The sequence below is a fragment of the Micromonospora desertarenae genome (genome assembly GCF_056150265.1).
Window position 1 is genome coordinate 498,620 of the sequence record NZ_JAXCFQ010000003.1, and the last position, 14,224, is coordinate 512,843.

At 70.2% G+C, this 14,224-nt stretch carries 12 protein-coding genes and 1 tRNA gene; 6 read left to right on the forward strand and 7 right to left on the reverse strand.

All coding sequences use genetic code 11. The features are described from left to right. Positions 1 to 137 precede the first annotated feature (137 nt). From bcp to SM577_RS08310, 4 genes are all read left to right on the forward strand, one after another. The gene (gene bcp / locus SM577_RS08295; RefSeq protein WP_302917903.1) at positions 138 to 614 is read left to right on the forward strand and encodes a thioredoxin-dependent thiol peroxidase; all 477 of its coding nucleotides are present in this window, start codon (positions 138 to 140) and stop codon (positions 612 to 614) included. A gap of 30 nt (positions 615 to 644) precedes the next feature. Then, entirely contained in the window at positions 645 to 1,586 is a 942-nt protein-coding gene (locus SM577_RS08300; RefSeq protein WP_474586603.1) for an HNH endonuclease signature motif containing protein, read from the forward strand. Next, positions 1,549 to 1,636: transfer RNA gene (locus SM577_RS08305), tRNA-Leu, on the forward strand. Before SM577_RS08300 ends, SM577_RS08305 begins: the two co-directional genes overlap by 38 nt. 157 nt (positions 1,637 to 1,793) lie before the next feature. Then, positions 1,794 to 2,336 carry an N-acetyltransferase family protein gene (locus SM577_RS08310; protein WP_474580538.1) on the forward strand — a complete coding sequence of 181 codons (543 nt, stop codon included), beginning with the start codon at positions 1,794 to 1,796 and terminating at the stop codon, positions 2,334 to 2,336. A gap of 92 nt (positions 2,337 to 2,428) precedes the next feature. On the opposite strand, the gene SM577_RS08315 is transcribed toward SM577_RS08310, so the two are convergent. Next, positions 2,429 to 3,247, reverse strand: a complete 819-nt coding sequence (locus SM577_RS08315) for an MOSC domain-containing protein (RefSeq protein WP_474580537.1) — start codon at positions 3,245 to 3,247, stop codon at positions 2,429 to 2,431. A 4-nt stretch (positions 3,248 to 3,251) separates the two neighbouring features. After that, a complete protein-coding gene (locus tag SM577_RS08320; protein ID WP_302917907.1) occupies positions 3,252 to 4,085 on the reverse strand; it encodes a class I SAM-dependent methyltransferase in 834 nt (277 codons plus the stop codon). Between the two features lie 249 nt (positions 4,086 to 4,334). Between SM577_RS08320 and SM577_RS08325 the strand changes: the two genes are divergently transcribed. After that, entirely contained in the window at positions 4,335 to 5,261 is a 927-nt protein-coding gene (locus SM577_RS08325) for an LCP family protein (RefSeq protein WP_474580536.1), read from the forward strand. 345 nt (positions 5,262 to 5,606) lie between these two features. Beyond that, positions 5,607 to 6,911, forward strand: a complete 1,305-nt coding sequence (locus SM577_RS08330) for a sugar transferase (RefSeq protein ID WP_474586604.1) — start codon at positions 5,607 to 5,609, stop codon at positions 6,909 to 6,911. Between the two features lie 169 nt (positions 6,912 to 7,080). Here the strand turns inward: SM577_RS08330 and SM577_RS08335 are convergent, their stop codons facing one another. From SM577_RS08335 to SM577_RS08355, 5 genes are all read right to left on the reverse strand, one after another. Beyond that, entirely contained in the window at positions 7,081 to 8,343 is a 1,263-nt protein-coding gene (locus SM577_RS08335) for an acyltransferase family protein (RefSeq protein WP_474586605.1), read from the reverse strand. A 66-nt stretch (positions 8,344 to 8,409) separates the two neighbouring features. Beyond that, complete coding sequence (locus SM577_RS08340; protein WP_474580533.1) at positions 8,410 to 9,570, reverse strand: glycosyltransferase; 1,161 nt, start codon at positions 9,568 to 9,570, stop codon at positions 8,410 to 8,412. After that, on the reverse strand, positions 9,567 to 10,424 hold the full coding sequence (locus tag SM577_RS08345) for a glycosyltransferase (protein ID WP_474580532.1): 858 nt from the start codon (positions 10,422 to 10,424) through the stop codon (positions 9,567 to 9,569). Before SM577_RS08345 ends, SM577_RS08340 begins: the two co-directional genes overlap by 4 nt. A 3-nt stretch (positions 10,425 to 10,427) precedes the next feature. Further along, on the reverse strand, positions 10,428 to 13,049 hold the full coding sequence (locus tag SM577_RS08350) for an O-antigen ligase family protein (RefSeq protein ID WP_474586606.1): 2,622 nt from the start codon (positions 13,047 to 13,049) through the stop codon (positions 10,428 to 10,430). Positions 13,050 to 13,123: 74 nt separating this feature from the next. After that, complete coding sequence (locus SM577_RS08355; protein WP_474580530.1) at positions 13,124 to 14,119, reverse strand: glycosyltransferase family 2 protein; 996 nt, start codon at positions 14,117 to 14,119, stop codon at positions 13,124 to 13,126. Positions 14,120 to 14,224: the final 105 nt, after the last annotated feature.

The window sequence follows — 14,224 nt, forward strand, 5'->3', positions numbered from 1 at the left end:
GGCGGTCCGGCCGCCCCGGCGGTGGACCGGGCCGGGCCGATCGCGACGGCGCGCCGGGGTCCGGCTCGCCGTGTGACGCCGGCGTCGACGCGGCGCCACGAGCCCCGACCGGCCCGGGCGGCGGTAGGGTCTCGGTCATGACCGCGCCCGAGCGACTCTCTCCCGGCGACCCCGCGCCCGAGTTCAGCCTCCCCACCGACACCGGGGACACCCTCTCCCTGGCCGACCTGCGCGGCCGCAAGGTCGTGCTGTACGCCTACCCGGCGGCCATGACCCCCGGCTGCACCAAGCAGGCCTGCGACTTCCGCGACTCGCTCGCCTCGCTCCAGGCGGCCGGCTACGAGGTGGTCGGCATCTCCCCGGACAAGCCGGAGAAGCTGGCGAAGTTCCGCGAGCGCGACGCGATCACCTTCCCGCTGGTCTCCGACACCGACAAGAGCGTGCTCAGCGCGTACGGCGCCTACGGCGAGAAGCAGATGTACGGCCGCACGGTCACCGGCGTGATCCGGTCCACCTTCGTCATCGACGCGGACGGCAAGATCGAGCGGGCGCTCTACAACGTCAAGGCTACCGGGCACGTCGCCAAGCTGCGCCGGGACCTCGGCCTGGACTGACCTGTCGTACCGGGCCACTACGGTGCGTACGTGGTCCGGTACAAGTACACCCCCGAGGCGCTCGCCGCGGCGGCGGCCGTCGCGCGCAGCGTCACCGAGGTGATGCGGCTGCTCGGGGTGCGGGTCAGCGGCGGCTCGCACGCGCACATCAGCCGCCAACTGAAGCGCTTCGGCATCGACACCTCCCACTTCACGGGTGCGCACAACGGTGCCGGGCGGCGCGAGCGGCGGACGACCTCCGCCCAGCTGCTGGCGCGGCTACCGGAGGGATCCCGGCGCATACCTGGCACCCGGCTGAGGTGGGCCCTCGGCACCATCGGCGTGCCCGAGGAGTGCGAAGAGTGCGGCGTCGGGCCGAGCTGGCGGGGCAAACCGCTGATTCTGCACGTCGACCACATCAACGGGGACTTCCTGGACAACCGTCCGCCCAATCTGCGCATCCTCTGCCCGAACTGCCACAGTCAGACCGCGACCTACGCGGGTCGGAGCCGTCGAGTCTTCGGGACGGCACCGCCTGACCCGCCTGCGCCGTCCGGGCACGGGCCCCCACTGGCCAACGCGCGGCGGCCCGTCACCGAGCGGGACCTTGTCGAGTTGCTCGGCCGTGTCGACGCGCGGGAGCTGACCGCCACGGAAGCCGCGCATCGCGTCGGATGTCATCCCAACCACCTGCACCGGATCCGCCAACGGCTGGAGCAGGAGGGGGTGCTCAGGCCACGGCCCGCCGGCCGCCGCTGGCGCTCGGCCGCGCTCCGGGAGACGGTTATCGAGTACGCACTGGCCAACCCGGACCTCGGGCCGAAGCGGCTGGCGCGCCTACTCCAGCAGTTGCCGAACGGCGGCTGCGAGGTGAGCCACGGAACCATCTTCCACATCCTGAGCCAGGCCGGGCTCACCACCAGGGCGGCCAGACGCTCTAGACTCACCAACGCCAGCGGGAGTGGCGAAACTCGGCAGACGCGCAGGATTTAGGTTCCTGTGTCCGTGAGGACGTGGGGGTTCAAGTCCCCTCTCCCGCACCAACTTGTGGTCCCAGCGGCGGCGGGGCGGACAACTTCCGGCCTGCCGTCGCCAACGTGACTGGCGTGGGCGGCCGGCGACGCCCCGCCCGGCAGGCGGGGCGTCGTCGGCTGTCGTGCGCGTCACGATCGCAGGTCGCGGCGCGCCGCGCGGGCCAGGATGGCGGGCGTGAGTCTGCGCTTCGTCCTCGACCCCGAGTTGACCCCCGAGCTGCGCGAGCAGATCGTCGCGCTCTGGGTCGACGTCAGCAACGCCGGCGGGGCCGTGGGTTTCGTGCCGCCGGTGACCGCCGAGCGGGTCCGCGCCACCGCGGAGCCGATGTTCGCGGACGTCAGCGACGGCCCGGACCGGCTGCTGGTGGGGTACGCGGGCGAGCGGCTGGTCGCCGTGCTGATCTTCAGCGACAACCGGTTCGACCTGAAGGCGCACTGGTGCGTGCTGAAGCGGGTGATGGTGCACCCGGACACCCAGGGTCGCGGCTACGGCGCCGCGCTGATGCGCGAGGCCGAGCGGGTCGGCCGCGAGCTGGGGTGGGAGGCGCTGCACGTGACGCTGCGCGACGGACTCGGCCTGGACCGGTTCTACCGTGGCCTCGGCTACCGGGAGATCGGCCGGCTGCCCCGGGCGCTGCGCGTCGGACCCGGCGACGACCGCGACGAGGTCCTGATGTGGCTCGACCTGACCGACCGGGCCGCCGCCTGACCCGCCCGGGCCGCCCCAGCCCAGCGGGCCGCCCCAGCCCAGCGGGCCGCCCCAGCCCAGCGGGCGCCTGAGCCGCCGGTGTACCCGGCCGGTCAGCCGTCGACGCGGACCGCGTCGCCGACCGCCACCGCGCCGGTCTCCACGGGCACGAGGTGGAGTCCGAACAGCAGCTTCTGCTCGACCTTGCGGTACCGGGCGAGGGTGCGCAGCGGTTCCTTCCCGCGTACCCCGGTCTCCTGGTCGGTGGTGGTGACCACGCACCGGTCGCACCGCCCGGCGGCGCGGAAGCGCAGCTCGCCGATCCGCAGCGACCGTCCGGCCCAGCCGTCCTCGGCCCAGGCCGGCGCGCCGTCGACCACCAGGTTGGGCCGGAACCGGCTCATCGGCACGGCCTCCTCGCCGGCCTCCGCGAGCCAGTCGTTGAGCGCGGCGAGCGAGGCGGTGCTGGCCAGCAGCAGCGGGTAGGCGTCGGCGAAGCTGACCTGGTCGCCGGTGTCGTACTCGCGGTCGCCGGCGGGGATGTGCCGGGTCGGCTCGGCCAGCCAGACCAGCCGGACCGGCCGGCCGAGCAGCCCGGTGAGCCAGTCGTCGGCCGCCGGCCCGGCGGGCAGCGCCGGGACCGGCAGCTTCCGGCTGCGGAAGGTCCGCACCGCGACCGCCGCGCCGCCGGCCGGCTCGGGCACGTCGAGGTCGGGCCGGCCCGGCGCGCGCAGCACCAGGCCACCGTCGCGGACGGTGGCGCGCAGGGCGACCAGGCGGGTGCTCTCGCGCTGGGTGACGCCGACGGCGTCGGCGTCGACCACCATCCAGCGCCGGTCGCCGGCCAGGCCCCACGGCTGCACCCGGGCGTCGTCGTGGTCGAGCCGGTGACAACCCTTGACCGGGTACGTGTGGATCCCGCTCAGCCGCATCCGGTCACCATGCCACGCCGATGCCGTCCCCCGGGTACCAGTGGTTGGCCGGGGTCTCCCGGTAGGCGAGGAACCGCCGGCCGGTGCGTTCGGCGTGCTCGGCGAGGACGTTGGTGGCGGTGACGTTGTCGGTGAGCAGCAGCGCGTTCGGGGCCAGTTTGCTCTCCACGGCCTCGAACTCGCGCTTCTCGTGGGCCCGGCTGTGGTCGCTGTCGTGCAGGAAGAGGTCGACCGGCCGGTCCAGCGCGGCGATGGAGGCGATCGAGTCGCCGATCACCAGGTCGACCACCTCGGACCAGGGCGCGGTCCGGGCCAGGTAGCCGGCCTCGGGGTTGATGTCCAGCGAGGTGACCCGGCCGGGGTGCCCCTCGGCGGCGTTGCGCAGCAGCGCGGCGGCGAGCACGCAGCTGCCGAGTCCCTTGTCGACACCGGTCTCCACCACGTGCGCCGGGCGGGTGGCCCGGACGATGGCGTACCAGCCGATCCGGCGGGCGTAGCGGACCTGCTTGTCGGCGAGCCCGCGGCGGGCGGCGCCGGCGGTGGCCTGCTGGATGTGCTGGCGCAGGGTGTCGTCGGACTCGATCTCGTCGAGGTACGCGCGCACCTGCTTGACCGGGATGTCGCAGACCACGCTGACGAACCAGGCGAGGTGGTGGCGACTCAGCTTGGTCAGGTCGTAGGTGTAGTTGTGATGTTCGCGCGACGTGAGCAGCCAGCGCGCCGAGGTGCGCAGCACCTTGGCGTCGTGGCGGGCGACCCGGGCGAGCCGCTTGGGGAAGGCGGCGACCGGGGCGAGCGGGGTGCGGGCGATGGCCCGTCGGAGCTTCGTTGCGTCCACGGGAGGGTTGTACCAGCCGGAGGGAAACGGTGGCTGTGAAAGTTTTCATTCACCAGCCGGCTCTTCGGCACGAACGGTGGGTACGCGGCCCGCAACCCGAATCAGTAGCATCGCGCCATGCGTCAAAGCCAGGAGCACGCGGAACCCGAGACCCGGTTCTTCGACGAGCAGCCAGCGCCGGAACCGACCGAGGAACCGCGGCCGCGGCGGCGTCGGTGGCGGAAGGTCGCGCTGATCACCTTCCTGGTGGTGGCGCTGCTCGGCGGCGGCACCGCGATCGCCGGCGGACTCTACCTCCGTTCGGTCGAGTCGGACATCGACCGGGTCGACGCCTTCAGTGGTGTGCCGGAGGCGGAGCGGCCGCAGGCGGTCGCCAAGGGCGCCTTGAACATCATGATTCTGGGCAGCGACTCGCGCGATCCGGAGAACACGACCGGCTCGCGGACCGACACCATCATCGTCGCGCACCTGCCGAAGGACCGGTCGAGCGCGCAGCTCATCTCCATCCCCCGGGACACCTGGGTGCATGTACCGCGGTCGAACGACGGTAACCACGGCGGTCGCGACGCCAAGATCAATGCGGCCTTCGCCTGGGGCGGAGTACCGCTGATGGTGCAAACCGTGGAGAAGTTCACGGGCGTCCGGATGGACCACGTCATGATGATCGACTTCGCCGGGTTCAAGGAGATCATCGACGCGTTGGGCGGCATCGAAGTCGACGTGGAGAAGACGTTCACCTCGATCCACCCTCCACAGCGCACCTTTCAGAAGGGCGTACAGCGGATGGACGGTGAGGCTGCGCTGGACTACTCGCGGCAGCGCCAGCAGTTCGCCGACGGCGACTTCGCCCGCATCCGGCACCAGCAGCAGGTGATCAAGGCGATCCTTGACAAGGCGGTCTCCGGGGGAATCATCACCAACCCGGCCCGGCTCAACTCGTTCGTCAAGGCCACCTCCAGCGCGGTTTCGGTGGACGAGAAGATGTCGCTGCTCAGCATGGCAACGGACCTGCGCGGGCTGCGCGGTGGCAACCTCACCTTCCTGACCAGCCCGACGAAGGGCACCGGTCGGGTGGGCACCGAAAGCGTCGTGTTCGCCAACACGGAGAAGGTCCGGCCCTTCTACGACGCGGTCCGTCGCGACGCGGTGCCGGAGATTCTGTCCGCCGCAAAGTAGGAAGGTGGACTGGCCTGTCGGCTATGGCGGCCGGATCGTGCCGGTCGTATCCTGCGGTCGCCCTCTGAGTCGTGACACGTGGCCAGGGGCTTCACGGGGGAAGGGTCAACCATGTCAAGTCAGCCGGTAACGAGCCCGGCCGCACCCACGCCGCACCTCACCGACGTGGTGCAGCGGACGGCCATACCGCGACACGATGCCGTTGCTGACCAGGATTCGCCGAGGCCAGCCGGTCCGGAGACCGACGGCCGGGAGGCCGACCCGCGTTCCGGTCTCGACACGACCGCGGTCCTGCCGTACGCCAAGTCCCGGGCCGCGTCTGGGACGAGCTGGCTACGTGCCTGGATGATGACGCTCCCCATCGACGTCGCCGCGCTGCTCGCGCCGCTGCTGCTGTCTCAGAACTACTGGCGTGGGACGCTGGCCAACGCCGCGCTCACCGTGGCCATCTTCGCGACCGGCGGGCTCTACCGGGCGCGCCGGCACGTGAGCATCCTCGACGAACTGCCGAGCCTCTGCGGGCGGCTACTGGCCTCGGCCGCGGTCGTTGCCATCATCGCGGCGGAGCGTCACTCCTCGGTCGAGTACGTCGGTGGGTTCATGCGGGGCGTAGCTCTGTCGGCGGTGCTGGTCATCCTCGGCCGGACGGTCAGCAGGTCGCTGACCAAGCTCGTACGCAAGCGCCGGTGGGTGGAACACAACGCCATCATCATCGGCAGCGGGCCCATCGGGCTCGAACTCGCTCGGCTGTTGCGCCGCTACCCCCAGTACGGTCTGCGGTTCGTCGGGTGCGTCGACGTCCCGTCGCGCCAGGGCACCGGGGCGCTTCCGATGAGCGGCACCCTGGACGACCTCGAACACCTGATCCGGCTGGTGGACTGCGACGTCCTGGTCATCGCCGACCCCGACTGCCCCGAGTCCGCCCTCATGGAGACCCTGCTACGACCGCGTAGCTCCTACTGCGACCTCTGGGCGGTGCCACGGCTGTGGGGCTCCCGCTCCCACGGCGGGTACCCAGACCACATCGGAGCCATTCCGATCGTCAAGATCGGAGACACCTCCCTCTCCGGCCCGAGGTGGGCCATCAAGCGGGCCTCCGACGTGCTGTTCGCCGCGGTCGCGCTGATCCTACTGAGCCCGGTGCTGCTTCTCTGCGCCATCGCAACGTTCATCGACGGAGGCCCTGGCATCTTCTTCTACCAGGAGCGGATCGGCCGGTACGGCAAGCCGTTCAAGGTCATCAAGTTCCGGTCGATGCGGCCGGTGAACGAACAGGAGTCCCAGACGAACTGGTCGATCGCGCACGACAAGCGGGTTGGCCCGATCGGCCGGTTCATGCGCCGCACGTCACTGGACGAGCTGCCCCAGTTGTGGAATATCCTGCGCGGCGATATGAGCGTGGTCGGGCCGCGGCCCGAACGGCCGTACTTCGTCGAGAAGTTCTCCGCGGAGTACCCGACCTACGCGGCTCGCCACCGCGTGCCCGTCGGGCTCACCGGGCTCGCGCAGGTCAGTGGCCTGCGGGGCGACACGCCGATCTCCGACCGGGCGCGGTTCGACAACTACTACATCGAGAACTGGTCGCTCTGGCTGGACGTCAAGGTGGTGCTGCGCACGGTCACCGAGGTGTTCCGCGCCGGGGGTCGTTGACCCGGGCGGTCCGTCAGTAGCGGACGAATGCCTCGGCGAGGGTCGAGCGCGCCAATGCTCCACCGCCCACCGGCGGGAGGCCGGTGCGCTTCGGACGGACACCGAGCGGCGGGCCGTTCACCTCAGCGAGGGCTTGGAGGCGGCTTCTGCGCGCTGACCGGCGACCGGATCACGGCATGCTGGCCGGAGTTCCCATCCGCGCCGCCGACGATCGCTGAAATGCATCCCGGTGCCGATCGACAACCTCGTCGTCACGCGGCTCGTCGGCCGCCGGGAGCGAGGATTCGTTCGCGCGTGCAGGCTCGGTCCCCCGCGGCGTGGGCACGTGCGCGGCAGGTATGGCGGGCGCGGCGTCGGCCGCGCGAATGCTGTCCAGCGAACGGAGAAGGGCCCGCCGCAGCCGTTTCGCTGCCGGGCGCTCGACCAGCCGGTGGACGAGGTACGAGAGCAGCAACAGCCCGGCGATCGTCGCCCCCAGCAACACCCAGGCGGGTAGGTATGGCCGGGCCGCGGCAATGACGGTCAGGCCGATCTGCGCGTGCAGCAGGTACAGCGGGTAGGTGAGGGCGCCGGCTGTGGTTAGCCATCGCCACCGGATGCGGGCGGACTTACCGTTCGCGATGACCGCCATGACGACGAAGAAGACCGTGACGCAGGCGGCCGCCGGCAGGAACCGGCTCGTGTCGTACGTTTCGATCTCGGCCCAGAGGCGGGAGATGGCGATGATCCACGAACACCCGACAATCGCCCAGAGCAATGCGTTCGCCCCGAACCGGTACATCAGGTAGAAGGCGATTCCGGCGATGAAGTACTGGGCGTATCCGCGTCCGAGGAACATGAAAACCGCGGCGTTGTTCACCCAGGGGGCGGCCAGCGACGCCAACGTCCACAGGGCACAGAACGCCACCACGCGCCGGACGGTCACCCCGCGCGCCACCACCACGAGGGCGAACAACACGTAGAACAGCAACTCCACGGAGAGCGTCCAGTAGGCCTGCTCCACGTCGGGGACACCCATGAGCGACTGCAGCATGGTCATGTTGACCAGGACGTGGGTCCAGTCCCGGTGGGTGGCAAAGACCGGAAACAGGACGAGGACCGTGGTGGTCGCCACGACAGCGAACCAGTACGCCGGGTAGAGCCGCACCACTCGCGCGACCGCGAACTCCCCCACGCTGCGGCCCCAACCACTCATGCAGATGACGAAGCCACTGATGAGGAAGAACATCTCCACCCCGAGCCAGCCGTACGCCGCCGCGCTGGCCAGCCCGGGGAAGAGCTGATCGGTCGGAGCCCTCCAGGCGTCGTCGCGCACGCCCTCCCCGTGCAGGAGGTGATACACGACGACCATCAGCGCGGAGAGCAGGCGCAGACCATCGAGCACGACGAGGCGATCGTGCCCGCCGCGCCGGACGGCACCGTGAGACTCCATGGTCTTCCTCACTAGGTCGAGCGGCCCGCTGGTCCGCGACGAGCGCTGAAGATGGGACGAGGCGGGCTACCGACGAAACTGCTCAGGACCCGGCCACACGGCTGCGTACGCCTTGGCGAGCTGCTCACGCACCGCGTTCGAGCTGTGGAAGTCCAGCGCCCACCGCTTGCCGGCAGCCGCGAGCCGCTGGCCCCTGGCCGGATCGGTGAGCACATCGCTCAAATCGTTCACCCAGGCCTGCGCGTCCGCTCCCACCACGACCTCGTGATCGTGCCGTACCCCTGCTCTGCGGGCAACCTCGGGCGTGGTCACCGCGGGAACACCGGCCGCCAGAGCCTGGATCAGCTTCATCTGCACACCCGTCCCACGCCAGACCGGAACGATGGCCGCCGAGGCCGGCGCGTAGTAGGGGGCGACGTCGGGAACGTTGGCGTGGATCTCGACGCCGCTACCACGAAAGGCTTGAACCGAGGCGGGCGGGTTCGTCCCGACGATGTCGAGTACGGCGTTCGGGACCCGCTTCCTCACCTCGGGCCAGCAGTTCCTGAGGAACCACAGCAACCCGTCGACGTTCGCCTCGTAGGTCAGCCTCCCGACGAAGAGCACTCGGGGCTCCGCCGCCCGCGGGCTGCTGTCCTCCGTGTGGTCGTAGGGGCTCCGTACCACGTACGTGTTCGGCCGCTCCTCGCCCGGCTCGAAGGGCGCCGACACCATCAGCGGCACATGGCGAGCCACCAGGGCGTCCTCCCGTGCCTGCATGCGCGGCGCCTCGATCTTGCCCACCAGCTTCCACTTCGGGCCGGCGGTCTGGGCGAGCTGGCTGTAGTACTCGCTGCGGAACTCGTCGAGGTCCACGATCACCGGCACCGGCGCGCACCGCTCCACAAGGTGAACCGTACGAAAGACGTTGAGGTGCACGACGTCCGGCTGCCACTGCCGGATCTCGCTGGCGAGCGCGGTCGACAGCTGGGGCACGTCGGCGTATGCCTGCTGGAGCGACGTGCCCGTCGGCAGGGCCGTGGCGCAACGGAGCATCGACGAGATCCGGTTACGGGGCACCAGCACGGTGGACTCCACGGGCAGTTCCTGGGCCTGCCGCACCTCTTCGTCCGAACTGGTCAAGCCGAGGAAATGGATCTGGTGGTCCCTGGCGAGAATCTCGAGCAGGGCCAGGCTCCGCGGGCGGATCTTCGAGGGAATCCAGGGGGCGACGAAAAGAATCTTCATAGCGGAAGTCTCCTGAGGGCGCGGGCCGAGAACTTGTCCATCGCGGTGCCGTACTTGTCGCAGTATGCAACCAAGCCCGAGCGGTACAGCCGGTTCTTGCCGACCGCACTTGTGCTCGTGCTCTCCCGGTGCATAGCCCATGCAGTCCCGACCGACACGACGCGCCAGCCGGCATCGCGTAGACGTCTGCAGAGGTCGACATCCTCGAAGTAGAGGAAGAAGGAAGGATCGAACCCGTTGATCTGGCGGAATGCGGTGGCGCGGACCAGCATGCAGAACCCGGACACCCAGGCGACGTCCGCCGCCGCTGGCGGGCCGCTCTTGTCGAGGTAGTCCAGCATGGGGATCCGACTGCGAAGCCGCTGCGACTTGGCGAGTTCCCGCTTCACGCGGTCGGGAACCATGTGGTCGACGCGCAACGCGGCGAGCCATTCCTTGGCCAGGCTCACGTCCGGACCCGCCGAGATGCCCGGCTCGCCGTCCGCGTACCGCATCTGAGGCGCGACAACTCCGATCGTCGCGTCCTCCTGAAGCGCCCGCGCGAGTTCCGCGTAAGAGTCGGGCGTGAGGGCGGCGTCCGGGTTCAGCAACAGGTAGGCCTCGGCGTCGGGAAATTGCTCCACCGCCACGTTGATCGCCTTGCCGAATCCCACGTTGGACGAGCGGATGACGTGCGGGGTGTACTGCCCCGCCACCTCGACACTGTTGTCGGACGACGCGTTGTCCACCACCACGATGTCGGCGACGGGCAGTTCACGCAGGCTGCCCAGGCTCATGGGCAGATCTCGGGAAGAGTTGTGGGAGACGACGACAGCTACTGTTTTCACACTTCGCTCGCGATCCTGGGAGTTCATCGGTCACGCCGCCGGCCTGGAGTGCCCAGCCGTGTGCGGCACGACCGACATCACCTGGTCGCTCCGCAGCACGGCATCACCCGCGACGAGCAGCGACGCGTGCTTGAAGAGATAGGTCAGGGACACCGCCGCGGCCGCGCCGACCGCACCGAACAGCACCGCGCCGCCGGCCACCGTGACGAGGAGCGCGACGGCGCTCACCACGCCGATCCTCGCCACCAGCGCCCCCCGACCCACGCCCTGCAGCACGGCGCCGCAGGGCGAACTCGCGCAGAACGAGGGCACGCCTGCGAGCATCACGGCGATGATCACACCGGCCTCCGAATAGACCTGGCCGAACAACAGCTCCGCCAGCCACGGCGCGGCGGCCATCCCGGCGGCGCTGATCGCGCCGACCAGGAGTACCACGGCGAGGTTCATCCGCCAGAAGAGCCGCCGTGCGTCGCCGGCCCGCGCGGTCGCCGAATGCGGCACCAGCACGGCGCTGAGTGCGGACGGGATCGATACGAACGGTGAGAAGATGCGGGACGCGGCGGCGTACAGTCCCGCGCCGGCACCCGGCGCGACCAGCGAGACGACCGTCGCGTCCAGGACCCGCGCCTGTGCTGAAACGTTGCTGACCAGGTACGCCCGCGAGTCCCGCACCGCTCGCCACACGTCGACGGCGGCAGCCGAGCCGGAGACCCGAACCGCCAGACGCACGTGGATCTGCCCCAGCACCGACGCCACCAGCAAGCCGTACGCAAGCGAGGCGAAGGGTTCGCCGCCGAGGTTGACGGCGGCCACGAAGATCGCGACCTGCACGGCTTTCCGGCCGAGGATCGACACGACCGCGTGCGCCATCCTGCCGTCGGCGATCGCGAGCGACAACATCGTCTCGACGTTCTTGTCCAGCATCCAGCCGGCCGCGAGGAGCACCGCGATCCACGGCGCCATGGTGCCAGCGGTGAGGCCGAGGCCGATCGCCGCCGCGACGACCAGGCCACCGATCGTGGTGAGGACGTTCAGGCGCAGGCCCGCGCTGACGGCGGCGTCGTGCCCGAGTGCCCGCCAGCGCAGGAGGGCGGTCGAGACGCCCGCGTCCGCCACGACGGCCAGGAAGGCGACCGCACCGAAGTACCCGCCGAAAGCACCGAAGCCTCGCGGGTCTACGTACCGTGCCAGGAGAACCATCGCGACGGCCTGCAGACCGCTGCCGGCGATGCGGGAGGCAGCCAGAGCCGAGGCTCCGCCCGCCAACCCCCGCACGTTCGGCCGCCGGGACGAACCCGCCAGATCGTCCGAGGCGGCCCGGCCGCGTCGCATCTCCTGCCCACCATCGGCGGCCCCGCCCGCCCCGTGCGCGTTCCCGTGGCCTTCGGGCATCGGGACATCGCCGCCCCGGTCACCGCGTCGTCGGTCCTGGTGCCGGTGGTCCTCCGCCAGCCACACCGTCGCTACTCCCAGGACGAGGAACCACAGCGGCAGCATGGACTCGGCCACGACGCCGTACGTGGTGGCCACGATCCCGAAGTACGCCACCGTGAAGGTGAGGCAGAACGCCGGAAGGAGGGTCGGCCGGAAGACACCCTTCCACACGCACAGCACGGCCAACGCCGAAGCTGGCGTGAAGAGGACGACCGCGCCCGGTATGCCCAGTTCGACAGCGGCGAGCAGAATGCCGTTGTGCACCGGCACCCCCTGCGCCACGATCGGATCGACCCGGCCGACGACCTCCACGTAGTTGTTGGGGCCGATGCCCCACCACGGTTTGCTGGCCAGGAACTGCAGTGCGCTGGAGAAGAGCTGCGCCCTCGCGCCGCCAGCCGGGTCGGCGATCATCCGGAGGATGAACACGGGGGCGGCGGCCAGCACGCCGATGCCGAGCAGCACGAGCCCGATGATCGTCTGCCGGTGCCCGCGGCCGGTACCGACCTCCGCCGCGCCCAGCCTGCGCAGCATCAACTCGCCCATCACTATCAGCATCAGGACCGCCAGCAGCCCGGTCCGGCTGCCGGTCAGCGCGGTCGTCGCGAGCGCGGCGGCGGGCACCCCGTACCGCCCGACGATCGCGGGAAGCTGAAGCCGGCCGAGGCCGAGGCGGCTGTCCGGCCCCGTCGTCAGGTAGTAGAGAGCGAGCACCAGCACGATGGCCTTCGCGAGGTTGACCGGGTGGTTCAGCGTTCCGTTGGTCCGGTCGCCGAGGAAGCGGGCCGCTTCCACGGTCCCCATGGGGTTGAGCGGCACACCGAGCCGCTGGAGAACAGCGCAACCGAACTGGGCGGCGATGACTCCAGCGGAGGTCAGTCTGAGCGCCGGGGCGGCGGACCTGTGCAGGGCAAGCAGACATCCCACCGCGAAGGCGAGCGGCGCGGACAGATACTGCACCGCTCCGACCAGTTCGCGGGTGGAGGCGCCGCCGCGAATCACCATGCCGATGCCGATGCACAAGGCCAGGGCACCGATCCCTGCGGCCAGGACCGCCACCCATCGCAGTCGCCGCCACGTCGTCGCCAGCAGCACGACGGAGGCGACGACGAGTGCGATCATCCAGGTCGACGGCGCGAAGACCGGGATGGCGATGCCGACGTGCCACGGCACGTCGCCCTTACCGAAGGTCTTGGGTAGCAGAGCGAGGCAGATCACCGAGACAGCCGCACTCAGTGCTACCGGCCATTCGGTGCGAGCGATGGCTGAGGCCGACGAACCCGTCCCTACCGTTACCGTCCGGCCCACTGGCGTACTTCCGCGCCCTCGTCGGGCTCCGTGCGGCGTCGCCGCGGCTGTCGCACGCCGGCCGCCACGACCTTCACGAGTCCCGCAGCCATCGCCCCGCACGCGTAGCCCACGGCGGCTGCTCCTGGTCGCCCGACCCGCAGTCCTTCGGAGAAGACCCCCGCCATCCCCCTCATCGTGCCCTGGCGGCGGGCATACGTCATGACCGATCCCAGGTAGTAGTCGCCCCGGTCGCGAGGGGTTGACGAGCTGAGGTACTCGCGCGCCCAGTCGAGCTCGCGGGCCAGCGAGATCGAGCGCGAGACGCCGTCGCCGATCGCGTCGTACCTCGTCAGCGCGTCGTTCAGCTGCCGGACCACCAGCCCGGGCACGTTCCGGGAGAGCTGCAGGAGCCAGGTCAGGTCCTGGTGCAGACTCAACTCTTCGTCAAGGGGCACGGTCATGGGAAGCGACCGCGGAAAAAGGAGCGTGGAGGACGGGAGGAACGCCTGCCCGCGTTGGACCCGGTGCCGCCGCAACAGGTTGTTCTCCAGGCTGCGGCTGGGGTCGTAGGGCGCACGGGGCCAGGTCTCGGAGCCGTGTTCGAAGTCCACCACCACCCTGGTCGACGAGATCCATGTCGACGACCCGGCGAGGCCGGCCTCGGCGATGTCCCGGACCTGACGCTCGATCTTCGTCGGATGCCAGACGTCGTCATCGTCCAGGAATGCGACCAGGTCTCCGACGCACCTCCGGACACCGGCCATGCGGGCGGCGTTGCCGTTCCGGCGCTCGAGGTAGCGCATCAGCCGAACGCGTGGATCGTCAGGAACGTCCGCATCGGCCTCCGAGTTGAGCACCACGTGGACCTCGGCGACCGGATGCGTCTGCCCGAGCACGGATTCGACGGCTCGGCGAAGTCCCGGCTTGCCGACCGAGGGGATGACGACGCTGACTGTGGGACGCCACGCCGCGGATCGCGTCGGCACTGTGGGATCCACCCGACCCTTCCATACCAGTTTCGCTACGACGGAACCGCAACGCGCTCAGCTCGCTGCCGACCGTACGCGGGCACCACATGTTACAGAGCGCTGGCCTCGGGCGAT

What these genes read in the sequence shown, in the direction of transcription:
- bcp (WP_302917903.1), top strand. Translation starts at nt 138, where the DNA reads ATGACCGCGCCCGAGCGACTCTCTCCCGGCGACCCCGCGCCCGAGTTC.
- SM577_RS08310 (WP_474580538.1), top strand. Translation starts at nt 1,794, where the DNA reads ATGGCGGGCGTGAGTCTGCGCTTCGTCCTCGACCCCGAGTTGACCCCC.
- SM577_RS08315 (WP_474580537.1), bottom strand. Translation starts at nt 3,247, where the DNA reads ATGCGGCTGAGCGGGATCCACACGTACCCGGTCAAGGGTTGTCACCGG.
- SM577_RS08330 (WP_474586604.1), top strand. Translation starts at nt 5,607, where the DNA reads ATGATGACGCTCCCCATCGACGTCGCCGCGCTGCTCGCGCCGCTGCTG.
- SM577_RS08335 (WP_474586605.1), bottom strand. Translation starts at nt 8,343, where the DNA reads ATGGAGTCTCACGGTGCCGTCCGGCGCGGCGGGCACGATCGCCTCGTC.
- SM577_RS08340 (WP_474580533.1), bottom strand. Translation starts at nt 9,570, where the DNA reads ATGAAGATTCTTTTCGTCGCCCCCTGGATTCCCTCGAAGATCCGCCCG.
- SM577_RS08345 (WP_474580532.1), bottom strand. Translation starts at nt 10,424, where the DNA reads ATGAACTCCCAGGATCGCGAGCGAAGTGTGAAAACAGTAGCTGTCGTC.